This is a genomic window from Streptomyces sp. CMB-StM0423 (genome assembly GCF_002847285.1).
Taxonomy (GTDB): Bacteria; Actinomycetota; Actinomycetes; order Streptomycetales; family Streptomycetaceae; genus Streptomyces.
The window spans coordinates 5011677-5031656 of record NZ_CP025407.1 but is presented as its reverse complement, the minus strand read 5'-3'; the positions used below and the strand labels follow the sequence as shown (position 1 = coordinate 5031656).

Genomic DNA, 19980 nt, shown 5'->3' with positions numbered 1-19980 from the left:
GCCGCCCCCAGCGCGACCGCGTCGACGAGCACGCCCCCGGCACCGGCCGGTCCTTACCGGAAAATCCCGTCAGCCGTTCGCGAGCCAGCGCCGCAGCCGCTCGCGCGCGGCCGGCGCCTGCGCCTGCTCCCGCACGTCTTCCAGCGTCTGCCCGGCCGGCTCCCGGCGCCACGCCGGCTCGGCGCGGGCCATCGCGTGCGCGAAGGCGCACGGCAGCCGGTAGCTCGCGGGCGCCCCGCCCCCGGGCCCCTGCTGCCGGATCTCCGTGCAGCGGAACGCCTCGTCGGGGCCCTCGACGGCGGCGACGACGTCCATCAGCCTGATCCGCGCGAGCGGCCGGGCGAGGCGGAAGCCGCCGCGCGGCCCGGAGGTGGAGATGACGATGCCGGCCCGGACGAGGGCCTGGAGCTGCTTGTTGAGGTACGGGGCGGGGAGTTCGTGGTACGCCGCGAGGCGGGCGGCCGTCACCGGGCGGCCGGGTCCTGCCCACGCCGGGTTCAGGCAACTGTGCAGCGCCCACTCGACGCCCTCGGTCATCCTCATGATTCTGGATATCAAACCTCCAGAATTACCAACGCAGGCAGGAGAACTGCGGAGCAGTGGATACGCACAGCAGACCGTCCGACATCGCGACTAAGCGCCCAAGTCGGTTACTTTTCAGCACAACTGACTTTAGCGGCACACACTCAAATGGCGGATCAAATCCGGATACTCCGGCTACTGTTCTCCTCAAGTCGCAGTAGCTAGAGGGGAGTAGTGCGGATGGGGCCGATGAAGAAGATCCCGGGACAGCGCAGTCCGGTGGAGTGTGCGCGCGCCTTGGACCAGGCACTTGAGGCCCAGCGAGCCCGGACCGCGCTGGTCCGGGCGATCAAGAACGGGGAGGTCGACTGCGTCCAGGCGCTGGAGCGCGCGGCGCGGGACGCCCTGGCCGGGGACATGCTGGCGAAGGACTTCCTGCTGGCGCTGCCGGGGGTGGGTCCCGCGCAGACGGCGAAGCTGATGGCGAAGCTGGGCCTGTCGGACACCCGCAGGCTCCGCAGCCTGGCCCCGGTGCAGCGGGAGCTGATCAGCGCGGCGGTACGGAGCTGACTCCCGCCGGGGGAGGCGGGGTGGGGTCGTAGGGGGGCGTGCGGGGGCCGTACGGAGTCAGGGCCACGGGATGGCGGCGAGCACCCGGGGGCGCGGGCCGCAGGGGCTCGCCGTACGGACGGCGCAGCGGGAGCCCGGCGGGGCCACCGACCGGGCCGTACGAACCGGCCGCCCCCAGGCCGCGGTCCCGGTGCCGGGCCCACAGCCCCGCCGCCGTGCGGGGACCGGGTGCCACCGGCTGAGGCCCAGGCCCAGGCCGCAGGCCGGGGGCCGGCCCACGGCGCCGGCGTCCGGCGCTGTGCCCGCGCCGGACCTTCCCGTGCGTACCCACCTGGCGCGGGCCCCACAGCCCGCAACGGCCGCACGCCCGCCGGACCGCACCCCGGTGCCGCCGCTACGCGTGGGGGCCCACTTCTGTCCGGCCCACCGTCAGCTCCGCCCGGCCCTCCATGATCCGGGCCAGCCGTTCCACCTCCCCCTCCAGCGCCCGGCCGTGCCGGGCCGGGAGGCGGTCGAGGGGTTCGACCGTGACCGTGATCCGGCGGCCCGAGCGGCGCTGGTGCCAGACGCCCGCGGCCTGGCCGTCGATCAGCAGCACCGGGAAGTTGCCCGCCTGGCCGCCGGCGAGGGCGCGCTCGTAGGCCCGCCCGGGGAAGAGGAGTTCGCGGGGGCGGCAGGCGATCGCGTACGCGTCGAAGTACGGCAGCAGCCGTACCCCGCGCGGCTCCTCCGCCGGCGTCGCCGCGTCGCCCGCCACCACCCACGACGGCACCCCCGCCAGCTCCACCGGCTCGATCTCGGCCGCCTTCGCCCGCGCCGCGAAGAGGTCCCTGGCCCAGCCCGCGGGGGCGGCGAGCCAGCGGGCGAAGTCCTGCGGGGTGGCGGGGCCGTAGGCGTACAGATAGCGGCGTACGAGCGCGCTCAGCGCCTCCTCCGGGGGCGCGGGGGCGAAGCCCGGCAGCCAGCGCTGCGGGCTCGTGTACGTGACCTTCCGGCCGCGGTTCGGCCCGAAGCACAGCGCGCCGCGGTGCGCGGCCAGCGCGGTGGCGGCCCGCCAGCGCGGCCACTTCGTCTGGAACGCCTCCATCACCGGGTCCGCCGCCCACGACCCGGCCCGCTCCGCGAGGGCGTCGGTGAGCTCGTCGACGGTCAGCTCCGCGTCGGCGAGGGCGTCGGCCGCGGCGGCGACGACGGCGTCGGCCTGGTCGGGGGTGAGCAGCCCGAGGGTGCCGCCGCCGTTGCCGGAGCCGGTGGGGAGCGCGCCGAGCGCGCCGGTCCACAGGGGCAGGTCGGCGGCGGGGAGGAGGTGGATGGTGCCGCGGGGGCCGAAGGTCTTGACCACGGTGCGGTCCTCCCACAGCGCGCGGCGTACGTCGGCGCGGGTGGCGTCGGCGAGGCGCATGCCGACGGAGAGTTCGGCGGCGGAGAGCACCTGGGCCTGGGCCCCGCAGAGGGCGCGGAGGACGGCGGCGGGGGTGCCGGGGGGTACGTCGCCGGCGGAGGCGGCGCCCGTACGAGCACCGCGCGCCGGGCCGCCTGCCGGGGAGCCGGAGCGCGCGGGACGGCTGCCCGCGGAGCCGGCGACCGCCGGGGCGCCGCCGACCGCCACCGCGGAGTCCCCCGCGCCCTCCGGCGTCGCCACCCCCGCCAGCCCGCTGCGCGCCAGCCGGCGCGCGCTGGCCTGCGCCCACGTCATCGTCCGCGTACCCATCCGCCGTCTCTCCTCACCGCCGCCGGCCCGGATGCCGCCGACCCGGATGCCCCCGACCGTAGGACGACTTCAGGTCAGATTCCGTCCGCAATTCCCCCACACGGCACCCGGCCGACCGTCTTTTACCACCAGCCCCACCCTCGCGCAGCCGTTTCCCGCGGAATCGGCCCGCGCCCCCGCTCTCCCCCTCACACTGGGAGCACGGTCGGCGCACGGGGCAGCGGCGCGGGCCGAGGAGGTGGTCGCCGATGGCATGTGGCTCGTGGAACTCCCGCCGTTGCAAGACCAGGCGCTACTGGCGCACGCCGGCGCCGAGGCGCTGCGCCACGCGGCCCAGACCCCCCGTACCCAACCGGCACTGCTCCGCGCGCACCCGCCGCCGGACCACCTGCCGCTGACCAGCGGCCGCGTACCCGGTCAACGCGGTGGAGAGCGGCGACCTCCACCGCATCATGTTCGACGCGGGCGTCGGCCCGCGGTGACCGTCAGTCCGGGCAGTGCGTCCCGCGCGGCAGTTGGTACGGGGCCGAGATGCGGTACGTGCCGGGGCGCGGGGCGTGCAGCCGGGTCCATTCGCCGGCCTTCGTCACGCAGCCCTCCAGGTTGACGTAGAGCTGCCCGCTCTCCGACCACTCCCGGACCCCGTCGACGTCCGCCCCGTCCGAGCCGTCGCCCTCCAGCACCTGCGGCGCCTCGACGCCCTCGCCGTCCTCGTCGACCAGCCCGAGCCACGGCGAGAACGGCACCCGCACCAGCACGGGACCCGCGTACTTCACGTCGATGACCAGCTCGCCCTCGTCCGCCCGCCGCACCTCCGCGGGCGCCTCGACCAGCGGCGTGGGGTCGTTGACCCGGAACAGCCGCCAGTTCGCGTCCGCCCAGATCTCCGTCAGGTACGGCTGCCCCTTGGCGACGATCTTCGCCTCCTCGTGCGCCCCGGTGTCCGGCCGGTCCTCCACCGGCAGCACCACATACCGCACGGCCCAGGTCTTCAGCCAGGCGTGATACGTCTTCGGGGTCAGGCTGCCGTCGTAGAAGATCTCGTGCCGGTCGAGGTCCGCCTGCCGGTTCCAGCCGCGCGCCAGGCTCACGTACGGCTGCAGCGCGGACGCCTCCCGGTGGCTGCGTACGGGCACGACCTCGACCCGCCCCGCCTCCGCGTCCACCTGCTGCAGTTGGTCCACCAGCGGCGCCAGCTCGCGCGTCCAGGCCGCGGTCGGGCTGGTGAGCACGAGGTCGACCACGGGCTTGACGACCACCCACACGGTGATGGCCGCGAACGCCAGATACGCCGCCCCCACGGAACGCATCAGCCGCGGCGCCGCCTGCCGGGTCCCCGTCTGCGCGACGACCAGCAGCACCGTGCCGCCGAAGATCAGCGCGAGCCGCTCGATGTTGCTGCCGACCGGCGAGGGGATGACCCACGCCCCGAGCGTGCCGAGGAAGTAGATCGCCGCGACGATCCGGACCGTACGCCACGACTCCGGCGCCATCAGCCAGATCAGCGCGGCGGTGATCATCGGCGCCACCGCGGAGATCCACGGCATCGGCATGTTCCCCTGGAACGGGAAGAGCCAGCTCGACAGCGCGACGACCACCGGCGGCGCCGCCCCGAGCAGATACGCCTCGGTGCGCCGCTTCTGCAGGAACAGCCCGGTGGCGACCACCCCGGCGAAGAGCCCGGCCACCGGGCTCGCGGCCGTCGCCAGCATGCTGGACAGCACGACCGCGGTCCCCCGCCAGCCGCCCACCCGCCGCCGGCCCTTCTCGCCCTTTTCTCCTTCTTCGTCGTCTTCATCGTCTTCGTCGTCTTCGCGGTCGTCGCGGAAGACCAGGGCGATCGCGACCAGCGCGAAGAGCAGCCCCAGCGCGAACGTCACGCGGCCGGAGGCCGCGTTCCCCACGAGCGCCACGGCGCCGAAGAGCGACGGCACCAGCGGCCGCGGCACGTACCGGCAGCGGGCGAGGATCAGCGCGAGCACGCCGGCGGAGAGCGTGCCGGCGAGCACCATGGTCGTCCGCACGCCGAGCACGGCCATCAGATAGGGCGATACGACGCTGTACGAGACCGGGTGCATGCCCCCGTACCAGGCGAAGTTGTACGCCGTCGAGGGATGGCGGCCGGCGAACTCGGCCCAGGCGTCCTGCGCCGCCAGGTCGCCACCCTCGTTGGCGAGGAGCAGCAGCCACAGGATGTGCAGGATGCCCGCGGCGACGAGGGTGGTGAGCACGGGTCGCTGGGCGAGCCAGCGCAGGTGGGGCCGGAGGCGGTCGGGCGGGGTGAAGCGCAGCCGGGCGGCGAAGGGGGCGGCGGCTTCCGTACGGGGGGTGCCGCCGCTGTCCTTGACGCCCGTACGGGCGGCGCCGGCACTCGCCTCGGCGGCGCCGGAGGGGGCCGCGTCGGCCCCGCTCACGGCCGTACCGTCGCCGTCTTCTCCGCCCTCGTCCGCGCCGCCCTCGTCCGCCGTGCTCTGCCCCGCGGGACCCGCCGGATCGTCGGAGTCGGCGGACGCAGGCGCGGGCCGGCCCCCGTCGGCTCCTGCCGCGGCTCCATCTGCTGATCGGCTGCCGGCCGCGGCTTCGCGGTCCGGCTGCACGGTGGTCACTGCGACGACTCCCCGTCTTCCCTTGACGTCCCCGGGGGCGGTGCCAGCGACGCTAGCACGGGCGTACGACGCCCCCGGGCGCTAACCGAGCCTGCTGAGCTTCGCCCCTACGCCAGGCTCCGCCATGTCCTCCGCCAGCGCCACCGGCACCCGCACTTCCCCCTGGCCGGAGCCCATCGTCAGCACCCCGACCGGGTCACCCTTCGCACCCTCGTGCGGCACCTCTCCGGTGCGGCCGGGACCGAGTTCCAGGCCCACCTTCAGCCCGCCCCAGCCCGGCGCCACGACGTCCTCGGTCGCCACCACCGGCGTCGTACCGCCGAGGCCGTCGTCGACCTCGCCGACGACGTCGCCCTTCTTCACGACGGTCATGTCCGTGAGCGCCTTCTCGCCCTCCGCCATCAACTGCCGGCCGAACTCCATGGCGGTCGGAAGCTGCGGCACCGCGTACTGCCCGAGGACCGCGCCGACGATCAACTGCTCCTCGCCCGCGACCTTCTTCTCGGTGGCGAAGAGGAAGTTGCCGCCGGCCTTGGTGGTCGAGCCGACCTTGATGCCGATGCCGTGCAGCGGAACCATCTTGTTGCTGTTGTCGTGGTCGTCGCCGCGGCTGTCGGTGTAGACGGGCATGGCGACGATCTGCTTGAACAGCGGGTCCTTCATCGCCGCCTTGCCGAGGATCACCTGGTCCTCGGCCGTGGAGACGGTGGACTCCTTCAGGCCGCTGGGGTCGCTGTAGGTGGTGCCGTCCATGCCCAGCTCTTCCGCGGTCCTGTTCATCTCGTCCACGAACGCCTGCATGTCGCCGTCCGAGTGCCAGCGGGCGAGCAGCCGGGCGACGTTGTTGGCGGAGGCGATGAGCAGGGCCTGGAGGGCTTCCTTCTGGCTGAGCTTGGAGTCCGGGTCCAGCTCGACGGTCGTCTCGCCCTCGGAGCTGAGGGCGGCCTCGTCGACGGCGGTGTCGTCGACGGGGATGCTCGCGCCCTTGCCGCCGGGCTTCATCGGGTGGTCGCGCAGGATGATGTAGGCGGTCATGACCTTGGCGACGCTGCCGATCGGCACGGACTTCTGCTTCCCGTACGAACCGAGGCTGCCGAGCCCCGCCACGTCTATCGACGCCTGCCCCTCGCTGGGCCACGGCATCTCGGGGGTGCCGCCCTCGAAGGAGTAGCCGGAGGCGGCGGTGAGGGTGAGTGCGGGGGCGGGCAGCGGGCGGAGCATCTGGACCACGCCGAGGACGATCGCGAGCAGGATGACCAGCGGCGTCCAGATCTTCACCCGCCGTACGAGCGTACGGGTGAGGGTCTCGGGCGGCGGCGGGGTGTTGGTCAGCTCGGCGAGCAGGTCGAGCGGCCGCTTCTCCTCGTACGGCGGGAGGGGCTGCTGCTGCGTCCGCTCCCAGCCGGGCGGCGAGTCGGGCCCGGCGGCGGGCTCGGGCGGCGCGGAGTCGGGTGCCGCCGCGGGCGCGGGGACCGCCGGGGGCGCGGTGGGGGGCGCCGGGGGCGTCGCGGGGACCGCCGGAGGTGCGGCGGGGGGCGCCGGGGGCGTCGCGGGCGTCGCGGGGACCGCCGGAGGTGCGGCGGGGGGCGGCGGCGGAGCGGCGGGCTTGGGGGGCAGGTCGGCGTCGGTCTTGAGCGGCACGAAGGTGCTGCCGGGTGGCCCGGCGAGCTTCCCGACGGGCGGGGTGTCGGCGGGGTCGCCGTCGCCGTCGGCCGTGTCGGGCACGGCGTCGGCGGGCTCGTCGGCCACGGACACGTCTTCGACGTCACCGGCCAGGGCGACGGCATCGCCGGGCTCGTCGTCGCCGGTCTTCGTCACCCAGGCGGCGACGGCGGCCCGCAGCCGGTCGTCGCCGCTGACCTTGGCGGCGTCGGCCTCGGCGACGAGCCGGAAGCTGGCGGTGGCGGAGTCCTTGCCGCGGGAACCCGCCGCCGGGGAGGCGCCGGAGCGGTCCGGAGCATCAGCGGGGGACCCGGAACCGAGGCCGGAGCCGGTGTCCGAACCGGAGTCCGGAGCGTCGTCGGCGGCACCGGAGCCGGAGCCCGCGGCCTCCCGGGCACGCCCGGGGGCGAGGTCGCCCTCCACACGCGCCTCAGCGGCCTCAGAGACCCCGGACCCACCCGAGCCCTCACGACCCCCACGAGAGCCGCCCAGAGCCCCCTCAGAGCCCTCCCCGACCCGAGCCCCAGGCACGGCCGTGCCGTCGGCCCCCGGCCGAGCCGAACCCGACGCACCCGAGCCGCCGCCGTCGGAGGCAACGTCCGCAACCCGGAAAGTGGCGGTCGCGGTGTCCCTCTTGGCGCCCGAGGCACCGCCGGCCGAACGGGGCTTGCCGGACGTCATGGCACCGTCAGCCGCCGCGTCCGCGGCCTCCGGCCCGGAGGCGGACCGGGCGCCCGAAGCGCCGGCACCGGCCGGTCCCCCGGCCTTCGGCCGCGAGGCGCTCGACGGGGCGTCGTTGCCGGGACCACCGGCAGCCGAGCGGGGCTTGCCGGACGTCGTACCGCCCTCGGCCGCCACGTCCGCGGCCTCCGGCCGGGACGGGCTCTCTGCGCCCGAACCGCCGGCAGCCGCCGAAGACCCGGCACCGGCCGGTCCCCCGGCCTTCGGCCGCGACGCTCCCGGGACGGCATCGGTGCCCGGGGCGCCGGCGGCCGAGCGGGGCTTGTCGGACGTCGTGGGGACCTCGGCCCCCGCCGCCTCACCGCGCCGCGCCGCAGGCGCGTCCGCGGCCTCCGGCCCGGACGCGGGACGCGCGCCGGAACCGTCCGCCTTGGCCGGATCGCCCTCGGGCTTGGGCGGCGGCGCAGCACCGGCGGTCGGCGGCTTGGACGCCGCGGTGCCCTTTGCGACGGCGCCACCTCGCGACCCAGGCGCGTCCTCGGGCTTCGGCCGGGCCGCCGACCGCGCGCCGGAAGCGTCCGCCTCAGCCGCTTCGCCCGCCGGCTTCGGCTGCGGCGCAGCACCGGCGGTCGGCGCCTTGGGCGCCTCGGCGCCCTTCGAGGCGCCGCCGCCTCGCGGCTCAGACGTGGTGCTGGGCTTCGGGCGGGGCTTGGCTCCCGCGTCGGAACCGTCCGCGCCTGCCGACGACCCGGCGTCAGCGGCAGTTCCCGCGGCCGTCGGCTTGGGCGCGGCAGCGTCCTTCGCCCCTGAATCGCTGCCGGGCTTCGGGGCGGGCGCGCTAGCGGCGCGCTTCGCGGTGGGGGCGGGCTTGGCCGGGGGTTCGGCCTCTGGGGTCTTCTCGGGCGCCTTGTCGCTCTTCGGTGCCGTGTCGCTCTTCGCCTTGGGCGCGGCCTTCGCCTTCGGGCCGGGCGCGGCCTTCTCGCCGGAGCCCTCCCGCTGCGGCGACCGACCGGGCGCCTTGCCGTCGTCGCTCGCCTGCTTGGCCTCGGCCCCGTCGTCGGCCTCAGCGGAGGTCTTGTCCGCCTTCTGGCGGGATCCGTTCGCCGCCTTGCCGCCGCCGTCCGCCGTGCGCTTCGCGCTCGCCGCGGGCTTCGGCTTCGACTCGGACGCCGCGCCCGATCCCGCTCCCGATCCCGCTCCCGGCCTCTCGCCGTCCTCGTCCGCCGGCTTCGCGGCCGCCGCGCTCTTCGGCTTCGTACCCGAGCCCTCGCCGCGCGCCGGCGCCTTGCCGTTCTTGCTCGGGGGCTTCGGTCGCGACTTCGGCTTCCCGGTCCCGCTCCCGGCCTTCCGCCCGTCCTCGGACTCGGACTCCGCCCCGGACCCGGTCTCGCCGCCGGCCGCACCCGCGTCGTCATCCGCCGCCGCCCCGGGGGCAGTTCGCTCCTCGCCGCCCTGTGCGGGAACCGGCGCCGGGACGGGGGCGTTGTCGGTGGAGGACGTGAACGCCAGGCGTGGGTCGCGTCCGCCGTCCGGATCGCGAGGTTCGCGTTCGTCCACGGTCGCCGACCCCGACGGTTGCTGCTCCTCGGGCCTCCCGGGGGACTCGACCGCCACCGACTTCCTCCTCCTGAGTCACAACCGCACAACCGCGTCAACCACGGGGTGGCCACCCACCCTACGGGGACGTAGCCGTCTCTCGCCCGCATCTGAGAGACGAGAACGACATACCTACAGGTTCCCGATCAAAGCGCCCACGCACTCTCGACAGACCAATGTGAGAGGCGTCACCCTGTCATTCATCCACGCGGGGAGGCATGGATGGGCAGGAGCCGCAGAACACTTCCGGAGGAGCTTCTGCTGCTGGCACTGGACCCGGCCACGGGTACCACTGCGCAGCCGCAGTCGCTCGACCTCGGCCTGGCAGGAGCACAGCTCGTCGAGCTCGCTCTGGCCGGGCGAATAGCCCCGGACGGGGATCGTATCGCCGTGATACTTCCGCGTCCGACCGGGGACCCCACATTGGACACAGCGCTTGAGTTGCTGCGTCGCCGGGGCAGTCCCGTGCGCGCGGTGAACTGGATAGGTGGGCCACGTCTGGGGTTGCGCCAGACGTATCTCGCTCATCTGGAGCGCTGCGGCATGGTGCATGCCGTGGAGAGCCACATGTGCGGGGTACTCCCCACCACTCGGTATCAGGCAACCGACACCGCTATCAGCCGGGAGATACGTGCCCGGCTGGACAGTGCGATCCGCACCGGCGTCCCGCCGGACCCGCGGACCGCGGCGCTTGCCGCGCTGGCCCACGCGGTCGGACTCGGCAAGCATCTCTACCCCGGGAACGAGGGGCGCTCCGCGCGCTCCCGGCTCCGGGATCTGATCAGGCACGACCCGATGGGCGGTCTGGTGGCGCACGCCGTGATGGACGTGCAGAACGGCGTCACCGCTCAGCCGCGGCGCACCTCCGGAGGCGGCCGTCCCGCGGCCCGTCCGCCGGCTGTCGCGCAGCCTGCCGGAGTTCCCGCGGGGTCCCGCCGCGCGGGGATGATCCGGACGGCCGCGGTGCGCTGAGCCCGCCCGGCGGCCGTCGCACGCGACGCCGAGTCCGTACGCACGCATCCGCGTACGGGCGAGGCGTGGCGCACGGCGGTGCACCGGACCGGGAACGGGAGCCGCAACGCAGGGCCCCGTCCCGTCGAGACCACTCGACGGGACGGGGCCCTGTCCTGCGTTCCAAGTCCTGCGTTCCGAACGACTCCGGCCGCTCCGGCGACTGCGCGCGCTCGGCGCCCCCGTGGGCACAACCGGCCCCCGCCGCCCCGTGCCGCGCACATTGTGCGCCAAACCTTCGTCCTCTGCGGCGATTTCGCGACGATCGCAGCGGCACACACTCCGTCGGTGGCAGGCTGCACCCAGTAATGAGTTACGTCCGCACGCGGATTACGCACCCGGAGGTGCAACTCCCTTGGCGTCCAACGTCAACCCCACGGTCAGGCGGCGCCGCCTCGGCCAGGAGCTGCGCAGGCTGCGCGAGCAGAAGAACATGACCGCGGAACAGGTCGCCGACCGGCTGCTGGTCTCGCAGTCCAAGATCAGCCGGCTGGAGAACGGCCGGCGCAGCATCAGCCAGCGCGACGTCCGCGACCTGTGCGGCGTGTACGAGGTGGAGGACGAGCGGATCGTCAACTCCCTGATGCAGATGGCGCGGGAATCCCGCCAGCAGGGCTGGTGGAACGCCTTCGGGGACGTGCCGTACAGCGTCTACATCGGCCTGGAGACCGCCGCCGCCTCGCTGCGCATCTATCAGTCGCTCGTCGTGCCGGGACTGCTGCAAACGCGCGCGTACGCGGAGGCCGTCATCGCCGGCAGTTCGCCGGAGGTGACCGAAGCGGACGTCGACAAGCGGGTGAACGTGCGGATGCGGCGGCAGGACCGGATAAGGGGTACGGAGCAGCCGCTGCGGCTCTGGGCGGTGTTCGACGAGGCCGCGCTCCAGCGGGTGGTGGGCGGCCCGCACATCATGCGCGAGCAGTTGGAGCACCTGATCGAGGTGTCGCAGTTGCCGCACGTCACGGTGCAGGTGCTGCCGTTCGAGACGGGCGCGCACCCGGGGGTCACGGGGCAGTACGCGATTCTGGAGTTCCCCGAGGAGTCCGACTCCAGCGTGATCTATCTGGAGGGCGTCACCAGCGATCTCTACCTGGAGAAGAGCGACGACGTCCACAACTACAGCTTGATGTACGAGCATTTGCGGGCGCAGGCGCTCAATCCAGAACAGACCCGGAAATTCATCGCGGATACGGCTAAGAAGTACGCCCGCTGATAATCGGAGGCGCGGCCGGGTATCCCGAAACGGAGGCACGGTACACCCGTACCCGGACGCTCCGGAAGAGCAGCGGCCTTTCGCCATCCGGTCGAGTGAAAGCCCCCTGACCGGTGGGTTGTTGAGCGGTAGCGTCTCGGCGTCGGGCCGGGGCGTCGACAACACTCCGGCCTGCGAACGGGCAGGAAGAAGTTGAGTCCCTCAGCAACCGGAGAAGAACATGGCAATCGAACTCGGCGCCACCGGCGCCTGGACCAAATCGACCCACTCCGCGGGCAACGGCGAGTGCATCGAGGTGCGTTCGACCGCTCCCGGGCTGGTCTCGGTGCGCGACTCGAAGGTCCCGGACGGGCCGGTCCTGGACTTCACCCCCGAATCCTGGGCCGCATTCGTGGCCGAGGCGGCCGGCGGCGCTTTCCGTACGGCCTGACCGACGGTGAACCCGTGAGTTGACCGGAAACTGCACGACCGCAAGTCCGAACGCCCTCTCGACTGGCTCGCCGTCCCGGCCGAGAGGGCTCGGCCTTTTCCGACCGGCCGCCGCCCGGCCTCCCGCCTAGCCGGCCGCCGGGCTTGCCACCGGACTTGACACCGGGCCTGGCACCGGGCCGAAGACCGCGCCGGGCTGCCGGCCCTGGCTCCACACCCCCGCCGCGAAGGCCGCCGCCGCCTCCAGCAGCCCGGCCCGCTCCAGCCCCCCGCCGTCCGCCGGCTCGCCCCCCGCGTCCCGTACGAGGGTCCGCACCACCGTCAGCGCGTCCTCGTCGTCCCCGCACAGCGGCACGGTGACCCGCGCCTCCCCGGGCCCGGGCGCGCTGCGCCGCCAGACCTCGGCGGGGGCGAGGTTGAAGCCCTTGACGACATGGGCCCCTTCGGCGAGGCCGGCGATCCGCCGGGCGGCGCTGGGACCCCCGGCCAGCAGGTCCGGGTCGGGCTCCATGGTCGCCGTGTCGAGGGCGTTGGTGCAGTCGACGACGGTACGTCCGCGCAGCACCCCCTCCCCCGCGCCCGCCTGCCGCAGCGCGTCGCCCAGCGCCGCGTACGGCACGGCCAGCAGCGCGACCGTCCCGAACCCGGCCGCCTCACGCAGGCTTCCGGCCCGGCCGCCGGCCCGCTCCGCGAGCTCCGCCGCCTTCGCCGCGCTCCGCCCGCCGACCAGCACCTCGTGCCCCGCGCGCGCCCACGAGCCGGCCAGCGCGCCCGCCATGGCCCCGGTGCCCAGTACTCCGATACGCATCGTCGCTCCTCCATCTGTTCGCGATGTCCTCAGCGACACTAGGAAGACCGAAAGGCACCGATCGGTGCGTAACGGATGCGCTAGAAGGACGACAGGAGCAGCAAGCAGAAGGAAGAGGAGAGGAGGAGCGGAATGAGCGAGACGCTGCCGGCCGTCCCGGTGCACACCAGCCCCTTTCTCGCGGACTGCCGCGCCCGCGTGGGCATCGACGTGCTCGCGCACGCCTGGAACGGCATCGTGATCTTCGCGCTGAGCGAGGGGCCGCGGCGCCCCGCCGAGATGCGGAAGGCGATCGGGGGCATCAGCCCGAAGGTCCTCAACCAGACGCTGCGGCGGCTGGAGGGCTACGGGCTGGTGGAGCACCGCCGCTACGCCGAGGCTCCGCCGCGCGTCGAGTACCGGCTCACGGACAGCGGGCAGTCGCTGCTCGGGCCGCTGTGGGCGCTCGCCGCGTGGTCGCGGGAGCACGGCGACGGGGTGCTGGTGGCGCAGGAGCGGGCCGAGCGGCGTCAGCGCGGACAGGGCGGCGTCAGCGCGGACAGGGCAGTACTCGGCGCGGAACAGTGCGGCGGTCAGCGCGGATAGCGCAGCAGCCACGCCTCGTTCGGGGCGCTTTCGCCGTGCAGCGCCGGGCCGAGGGTCATCTCCAGGGCGAAGTCGTCGGCCAGTTGGAGGATCGTGCCGCGGCCCTCGACCTCCGCCACCCACGCCGGCGGCAGCGCCGTCTCGCCGTGCTGCGCGCCGAGCAGGCTGCCGCAGAGCGAGCCGGTGGCGTCGGAGGCGCCGCCGTGGTTGACGGCGAGGAGCAGGCCGTGGCGCACGTCGGTGGCGGCCAGCGCGCAGTACAGGGCGAGGGCGACGGCCTCCGCGGCGCTCTCGCCGGTGCCGAGCAGCTCCACCTGCTCCGGGCCCGGCTCCGGCCCCTCGCGGGCGTCGAGCGCGGCGCGCAGGGCCGCCGCGGTCTCCTCGTGCCCCGGGCGCCCGGCGAGGATCTCCAGCGCCCTGCTCACCGCCTCCTCCGGCGCGTCGCCGCGGGCGAGGCCGTGCACCACGACCGCGTACGCGCCCGCCGCCAGATAGCCGGTCGGGTGGCCGTGGGTCTGCGTGGCGCACTCGGCGGCGAGCTGGAAGACCAACTGCGGCTCCCAGCCCACCAGCAGCCCGAACGGCGCGGAGCGCACCACGGCCCCCGGGTCCTTCGCCTCCGGGTTGCGGGGCTGCTGGAGCGTGCCCATGCGCTCGTCCGCCAGGCCCCGCAGGCTGGCGCGGGGGGCGCCGCGCTGCGAGTACAGCCACTCCTCGCGGGCGAGCCAGCCGTCCTCCGCCTTGCGCTCGTCGGGGCCCCAGTCCTTCTGCGTGGCGTACCAGCGGCGGTACGCGGTGTGCACGTCGGTAGGCGGGTGCCACCGGCCGCCGTCGCGGCGCACCTGGGCGCGGATGAGGCCGTCGACGGTGAAGAGGGTCATCTGGGTGTCGTCGGTGACCGCGCCGCGGCGGCCGTAGGCCGGGGCGAAGTCGGCGGCGCCCTCCGGTCCGTGCCCGGCCCGTATCTCCGCCAGGGAGGCATCCGCGATACCCGCGCCCAGGGCGTCGCCTATGGCGCCGCCGAGCAGGCAGCCGCGCACTCTGCTCCGGAAGTCCTGCTGCTCGGCGCGGCCCCAGGTGCGGCGTGCGGTCGTCACTCGGCCACCTCAGTCCGGACGTTCGGTCTCTCGCGGTCAGGTCTCGCTGTCTGGTCTCGCTCGGTTCGGCACGTGCTCCGGCCCAGCACTGTAATCGAGTGGCTTTGTTCACGAGTTTCGGTTCTGGCTCAACTTCCGTGAAGCGGTCGCTCTCCGTCACGCGAGCAGGACGCGTTTACGGAGGAGCCGGAAGCCGGCTCGGCCGAACATCTGCCGTTTGAGCATCTTGATGCGGTTGACGTGTCCTTCGACGACGCCGGAGTTCCAGTGCAGGGTGAGGCCCGCGGTGACGGCGTCGAGATCGCGTTCGAGGCCGTTGATGAACGTGTGCATGCTGGGCAAGTCGTCGGTGCGGACCGCCGCTATCCACTCGCGGAGCTGGTGGCCCTGGAGCTGGGTGAGCATCTGAGCGAAGGCGCGGACATGGCTGGTCAGAGCGTCCAGTTCAGGGCAGTGCGCCAGGACGGACTTGAGTTTGAGTCGGTCCGTCTCCGGAAGGGCGTCGGGGTGGGTGAGGATCCACCGGGTGACCGTCCGGGGCGTGGGCGGGTGGGTCGCCGTTCGCGAGGGGCTGCGGAAGGGCCGGAGGTAGGCACGCACGGTTCCGTATCCGCCGGCGTATCCGTGAGCCTTGATCTCCTCCCAGAGCGTCCACGCGTTCGTGCAGCCTTCCGCCCACCGCTCATGCAGGTAGGGCTTGAAGTCATCGAGCCTCGTCGGCCGGTTCTGCCACTGCCCTTGGAAGAGGTCTTCCGGGGCGGCAGCGTCAGCGAGGCGTTTGACCGTCCGGTGTGTCATGTGGAGTCGGCGGCCGATGGCCCGTCTGCTGAGACCTTCGGCCAGCAGCGCCTGGACGATCGCGTGTTTCTCGCGTGTGCGGTCGGCGAACCGGTGGCCTGTCGGCCAGGGCGATTTGTTCTGCCCGTCAGGTTGCCGAGGGTTCTTGGCCGCGTCGCGTCGAGGCAGGGTGAACGGTGCCCGTAGACAGGATCGATGACGCGACACACATCGTTCGGCGGCTTCGCCGAGGTTGTGCCAGAGGTGGAAGCGGTCCGCGACCTGGAGAGCCGTCGGGGCCCCGGCCCGCGCTCCCTCGGCGAAGAAGGGGGCGCGGTCCCGGCAGACCACCTCGATGCCGGGACGTTCGCTGAGCCAGGCCGCCAGCGTTGCCGACTCGCGGTCCGGCAGCAGATCCACAGGGCGCCTGGTCTCGACGTCGACCAGCACCGTCCCGTAGACCCTGCCCTTGCGCATCGCGTACTCGTCGACGCCGACCACCCGCGGGGCCGGAGGCTGAGGCTCGGGCAGGGCGTCGACCAGCCGCAGCACGGTGCTGCGGCTGACGGATACCCCGACGACCCGGGCCATCCGTGCGCCGGCCCGGCCGGCGAGCGCGAGGCCGACCGCGGCCAGCGTCGAGCGCAGGCGCTCGCTCCACCGGCTGTGCCGCCGGGTCAGCCCCGGCACCTGCTCGACGAACGTCCGCCGTCCGCACGAAGCGTTCGGGCAGAAGAACCGGCGGACAAGCAAGCTCAGCACCACCCGCCGCCCCGCCGTGGGCACGTCGGCCGGAAACCGCAGGTAGGAGCTGTGCACCCGCCCCGACCAGGTTCCGCAGTCCGGACACGTCGAGCCGGCCGTCGTCCGGCGGGCCTCGATCCGTATCGCCTCGTTGTTCACGTCCACCGACAGCACCGCAACGTCCGCGATCGACGAGAACAGCAGCTCCTCCAACCGGAGCACCGTCTCTTCCACGGCGCCGAACTGTCGACCACACCAAGATCACCACTGATCATTTTCGGGCAACTTCCCGAAGGTCAGCTCCAGCCTCGGTCGTCACTCAGCGTCGGGCTTCACGGAAGTTGAGCCAGAACCCCTTCTCGTGGACAGAGCCAATCGAGGGAAACCGAGAGGCCAGCGGGCGTATCCGCGTCATACGCCCGGCAGTTCGCGGAGCAAGTCGTCGATTGTGCGCAGATATCCCTCGATCCGGGGCCGGTCCGCCGCCGACGTGACGGGCGCGGCGGCCAGCATGGAGAGCAGTGCGCGTACGTCCTTGAGCAGCAGCCAGTACGTCTTCGCGGTCGCCAGCTCCGCCAGCGCCGCGTCGGCGGCGGCCCAGTCCCCGGTCGCGGCGCGGCACATCAGCCGGACCTCCACCCGGTCCGCGTCGGTGACGCTGTCCGCCAGCATCGCCGCCTCCACCGCCGCCCAGCGCCCGGCGGGCGGCGAGCCGCCCGTCAGCCGCTCCAGCAGGACCTCGTCGAACTGGGTGAAGCCGTCCTCCGGACTGGCCGCGAGCGCCGCCGCGACGTGCGGACGAGCCTCCTCGTACCGGCCGAGTTCCATCAGCGTCTCGGCCTTGTCGCCGTGCAGCGACGTGTCGTCGGGATCCGCCAGGAGCGCCGCGCCGAACGCGGCCAGGGCCTCCTCGTGCCGTCCGTCCAGGGAGAGCAGCCGGCCCTTCAGGCTCAGCCCGTCGGCGTGGTCCGGCCACCGGGCGAGGACCGCGTCGACTTCCGCGTACGCCTCGGCCGTCCGCCCGATGTGGCCGAGGGTGCGGGCCCGGCCGATCCGTGCCCACCTGCGGGTGGCGTCGATCTCCAGGGCGCGCGCGTAGTCCGCGAGCGAGTCGTCGAAGCGGTCGGCCATCCGGTAGAAGACGCCCCGGGTCTCCAGCACCCACGTGAGCCGCGGGTCGATCTCCAGCGCCCGGGTGAACTCGGCCAGCGCCGCGTCGACTTGCCGCTGCGCCGCCAGGCACTGGCCCCGGCCGGCGATCGCCCAGGCGTAGTCGTGCTCCAGCTCCACGGCCCGGTCGAAGTTCGCCAGCGCCTCCTCGATCCGCCCGGCGAGCCGGTGCACCTCCCCGCGCTCGCCCCAGCACCACGACCACTCCGGCTTCAGCTCCAGCGCCCGGTCCACGTCCGCCAGCGCCTCGTCCAGCCGGTTCAGCCGGCGGTAGGACTCGCCCCGGTTGGCGTACGCCCAGTCGTAGTCGGGCGACAGCTCCAGCGCGCGGGTGTAGTCGGCGACGGCCGCCTCGAACCGCTCGGCGTCCTGGTGCAGCCGGCCGCGTTCGACCCAGCACCAGTCCCACTGCGGGTCGACCGTCAGCGCCCGGTTCAGGTCCGTAAGCGCCTCCGCGGGGCGGCCGAGCGCGGCGTGGCACTGGGCGCGGCTGGCGTACGCGTAGGCGTAGTCGCCCTCCGCCGCCTCCAGGGCCCGGTCGAAGTCGGGGATCGCCTGTTCCGGGGCGCCCGCGACCCGCTGCACCTCGCCGCGCATCGCCCAGCTCATCGGGGACGGGTCCAGCTCCACCGCCTGGTCCAGGTCGGCCCTCGCGTCGTCGTAGCGCTCCAGGTAGAGCCGGGCCCGGCCGCGGTGGGTCAGCGACCAGGCGCGGTCGGAGCCGGCCTCGATGCAGCGGGTGAAGTCCGCGTCGGCCTCGGCGTAGCGGTCGAGGAGTACGTACGCCTGGCCGCGGCCCGCGTACGCGCGGGTGAAGGCCGGGTCGAGCGCCAGCGCCCGGTCGAAGTCCGCGATGCTCGCGTCGAGTTCGTCGGCGTTGCGGCGCTCCCGGCCGCGCAGCGTGTACGCGAGCACCCGCTCGGGATCGGTCAGCTCCGCCTCCCGCAGCAGGAACGTGCACACCTCGACGACGCCGCGCGGGCCCTCCCCCCTCACCGCAAGCAGCCGCCGGCCCCAGTCCCGTACGGGCTCGCTGTCCGCGTCCGTGCCCGCCTGCTCCATCGTCTGCGCCCACCGCCGGGTCTCGGCAGGACCTACGTCGGCGGCCTGGAGTGCGTCGCGGCGGGCGCGGGGCAGGGCGCCCTGGGGGTCGGCGCACAGCAGGTGGTACGTCTCGTTGCGGCGGTGGCCGAACCACCGCTCGTCCAGCCAGCGCTCCTCCCGCACGTCGGTCCCGGCCGGCAGGCTCGCCTCCAGCTCCGCGCACCAGCCTGCGTGCGCCGCGGCGAGCGCGCGGTGCTGCTCGCGCCAGCGCTGCGGCGACCGCGCGCGCTGGACCCGCAGCATCGCCGAGCGGACCACGCCGTGGTACTGCACCCGGCCCGCCTCGTCGCTGACGAACGGCAGCGCGCGCAGCCACCCGTACAGCCCGGCGGCCGCGGGCGCGACGGCGACCCGGAACACGTCCTCGTCCAGGGACGGCGGCAGCGCGGCGGCCTGCGCCGCGGCTTTCTGCACGGGGTCGGCCACCCACTTCAGGAACCGCTCCACCGCCGTGCCGCTCGGGTCCCCGCCGCCGGGGCGGACCGGCGGCGTCTCGGCGAGCATCGAGGTGAGCACCGGCAGCCGCCCGGACAGGTGCAGGATCTCGTCCACGACCCGGGCGTCGGCGATGCCCCTGGCCGCGATGAGCGCGCGCGCCTCCTCCTCGGTGAAGAGCTCCAGCTCCAGTTCGGCGGCGAAGTCGCCGGCCGGCCAGCGGGCGGGGTCGAGCCGCTGCTGCCCGGCGCGGGTCACCACGACGTTGGCGGGCAGCGCGCCGTAGCGGTCGCTGGTCATCACGTCGCACAGCCAGGCGTCGAGGACGGGTCCCGTGCGCTCGTACGTGTCGAAGAACAGCGTGAGCCAGGGGGCGGCGGTGCCGACGCCGCGCAGGTCCTCCAGGAAGGCGGGGGTGAGGGCCTGGAGCGGGGAGAGGACGAGCTGGACGTCGTCGTGGCTGCGCAGCCGGGTGGAGAGCGCGGCGCGCCAGCGGTCGAGGCTCTGCGCGACCTGCTGCGGGTCCATGGCGCCGGCGACGGCGCCGAGTCCCGGCACGAGGCCGAGTCCTGCCAGGCCCGCCTGGGCGGCGATGCCGGCGGCGGGCGAGGCGGCGGCGGGCGCCTGGGCGGCGGGCACGGGCCCCGCGGCGTCCACGGGACCCCCCTGGTGCGGCACGCCGGGGGTCCCGGCGCCGGGCGGGCCGGGCGCGGCGTCGAGGGTGGCGACGACGGAGTCCGCCTCGTGGCGCCGCTGGCGGTAGCGCTGGAGCAGCCGGTCGAAGCCCTTCAGCGGGTGGCCCTGACGCGCGAGTTGGGTGCTGATCGCCTCCATCGCCTCGGGCACGCTGACCGCGGACTCGTCGACCTGCGCGGTCAGCGCGCCCTGCTCCCCGGCGAGTTGCAGCAGGCGGCGCAGCAGCGACGTCTTGCCGACGCCGGCGACGCCGTGGAAGTGGAAGAGGAAGCGGTGCGCCGGATCCTCGGGGGGACAGCGGAAGTTGTCCCGGTACGCGGTGATCTCGCGCTGCCTGCCGACGAATCCCGACCGGCGGCGGTCGCGGATCAAGTCCTGCATGGACGGACGCACTTCGGGCACGGCGCCACCTCCCCCGGGGGCGAGCTTAAAGCCTCGCGGCGGCGGCGGGGGCGGGCCGGACGGGTCCGGCCCGGGGCTCGTGCCCGGTGCGGTCCGGGCGGCCGCCCGGTGCGCCGCGCGCGCCCCGCTCCGTACCCGCCGGGCGCCCGCGTTCCGTACGC

Annotated in this window: 13 protein-coding genes; 5 read left to right on the top strand and 8 right to left on the bottom strand. The window is 74.3% G+C overall.

Annotation, left to right across the window (positions count from 1 at the left end):
* Positions 1 to 69 precede the first annotated feature (69 nt).
* Positions 70 to 537, bottom strand: coding sequence for an RrF2 family transcriptional regulator (locus CXR04_RS21940; RefSeq protein WP_101424024.1), 468 nt, complete (start codon positions 535 to 537; stop codon positions 70 to 72).
* A 225-nt stretch (positions 538 to 762) separates the two neighbouring features.
* Between CXR04_RS21940 and mihF the strand changes: the two genes are divergently transcribed.
* Positions 763 to 1092 (top strand): integration host factor, actinobacterial type, encoded by a 330-nt coding sequence (mihF, locus tag CXR04_RS21935; RefSeq protein ID WP_101424023.1) that lies wholly within the window; start codon positions 763 to 765, stop codon positions 1090 to 1092.
* 394 nt (positions 1093 to 1486) lie between these two features.
* Here mihF and CXR04_RS21930 read toward each other — a convergent pair whose 3' ends face one another.
* The 3 genes from CXR04_RS21930 to CXR04_RS36515 form a co-directional block, all read right to left on the bottom strand.
* Positions 1487 to 2803 carry a winged helix DNA-binding domain-containing protein gene (locus tag CXR04_RS21930; RefSeq protein WP_101424022.1) on the bottom strand — a complete coding sequence of 439 codons (1317 nt, stop codon included), beginning with the start codon at positions 2801 to 2803 and terminating at the stop codon, positions 1487 to 1489.
* A 485-nt stretch (positions 2804 to 3288) separates the two neighbouring features.
* Positions 3289 to 5409, bottom strand: coding sequence for a hypothetical protein (locus CXR04_RS21925; protein WP_101424021.1), 2121 nt, complete (start codon positions 5407 to 5409; stop codon positions 3289 to 3291).
* Between the two features lie 81 nt (positions 5410 to 5490).
* Positions 5491 to 7494 carry a D-alanyl-D-alanine carboxypeptidase gene (locus CXR04_RS36515; RefSeq protein ID WP_267898203.1) on the bottom strand — a complete coding sequence of 668 codons (2004 nt, stop codon included), beginning with the start codon at positions 7492 to 7494 and terminating at the stop codon, positions 5491 to 5493.
* A 2076-nt stretch (positions 7495 to 9570) separates the two neighbouring features.
* On the opposite strand from CXR04_RS36515, the gene CXR04_RS21915 reads away from it, so the two are divergent.
* The 3 genes from CXR04_RS21915 (at position 9571) to CXR04_RS21905 (ending at position 12002) form a co-directional block, all read left to right on the top strand.
* Positions 9571 to 10320, top strand: coding sequence for a GOLPH3/VPS74 family protein (locus tag CXR04_RS21915; RefSeq protein WP_101424020.1), 750 nt, complete (start codon positions 9571 to 9573; stop codon positions 10318 to 10320).
* A gap of 394 nt (positions 10321 to 10714) precedes the next feature.
* Positions 10715 to 11572, top strand: a complete 858-nt coding sequence (locus CXR04_RS21910; protein WP_101424019.1) for a helix-turn-helix domain-containing protein — start codon at positions 10715 to 10717, stop codon at positions 11570 to 11572.
* A 220-nt stretch (positions 11573 to 11792) separates the two neighbouring features.
* On the top strand, positions 11793 to 12002 hold the full coding sequence (locus CXR04_RS21905; protein ID WP_101424018.1) for a DUF397 domain-containing protein: 210 nt from the start codon (positions 11793 to 11795) through the stop codon (positions 12000 to 12002).
* A 126-nt stretch (positions 12003 to 12128) separates the two neighbouring features.
* Here the strand turns inward: CXR04_RS21905 and CXR04_RS21900 are convergent, their stop codons facing one another.
* Complete coding sequence (locus CXR04_RS21900; RefSeq protein ID WP_101424017.1) at positions 12129 to 12809, bottom strand: NADPH-dependent F420 reductase; 681 nt, start codon at positions 12807 to 12809, stop codon at positions 12129 to 12131.
* Positions 12810 to 12941: 132 nt separating this feature from the next.
* On the opposite strand from CXR04_RS21900, the gene CXR04_RS21895 reads away from it, so the two are divergent.
* Positions 12942 to 13394 carry a winged helix-turn-helix transcriptional regulator gene (locus CXR04_RS21895; protein ID WP_101424016.1) on the top strand — a complete coding sequence of 151 codons (453 nt, stop codon included), beginning with the start codon at positions 12942 to 12944 and terminating at the stop codon, positions 13392 to 13394.
* Here the strand turns inward: CXR04_RS21895 and CXR04_RS21890 are convergent.
* From CXR04_RS21890 to CXR04_RS21880, 3 genes are all read right to left on the bottom strand, one after another.
* The gene (locus tag CXR04_RS21890) at positions 13382 to 14491 is read right to left on the bottom strand and encodes an ADP-ribosylglycohydrolase family protein (protein WP_101424015.1); all 1110 of its coding nucleotides are present in this window, start codon (positions 14489 to 14491) and stop codon (positions 13382 to 13384) included. The genes CXR04_RS21895 and CXR04_RS21890 overlap by 13 nt on opposite strands.
* A 156-nt stretch (positions 14492 to 14647) precedes the next feature.
* A complete protein-coding gene (locus CXR04_RS21885) occupies positions 14648 to 16246 on the bottom strand; it encodes an ISL3 family transposase (protein WP_234379988.1) in 1599 nt (532 codons plus the stop codon).
* 177 nt (positions 16247 to 16423) lie between these two features.
* On the bottom strand, positions 16424 to 19798 hold the full coding sequence (locus tag CXR04_RS21880; protein WP_101424014.1) for a tetratricopeptide repeat protein: 3375 nt from the start codon (positions 19796 to 19798) through the stop codon (positions 16424 to 16426).
* Between the last annotated feature and the right edge of the window lie 182 nt (positions 19799 to 19980).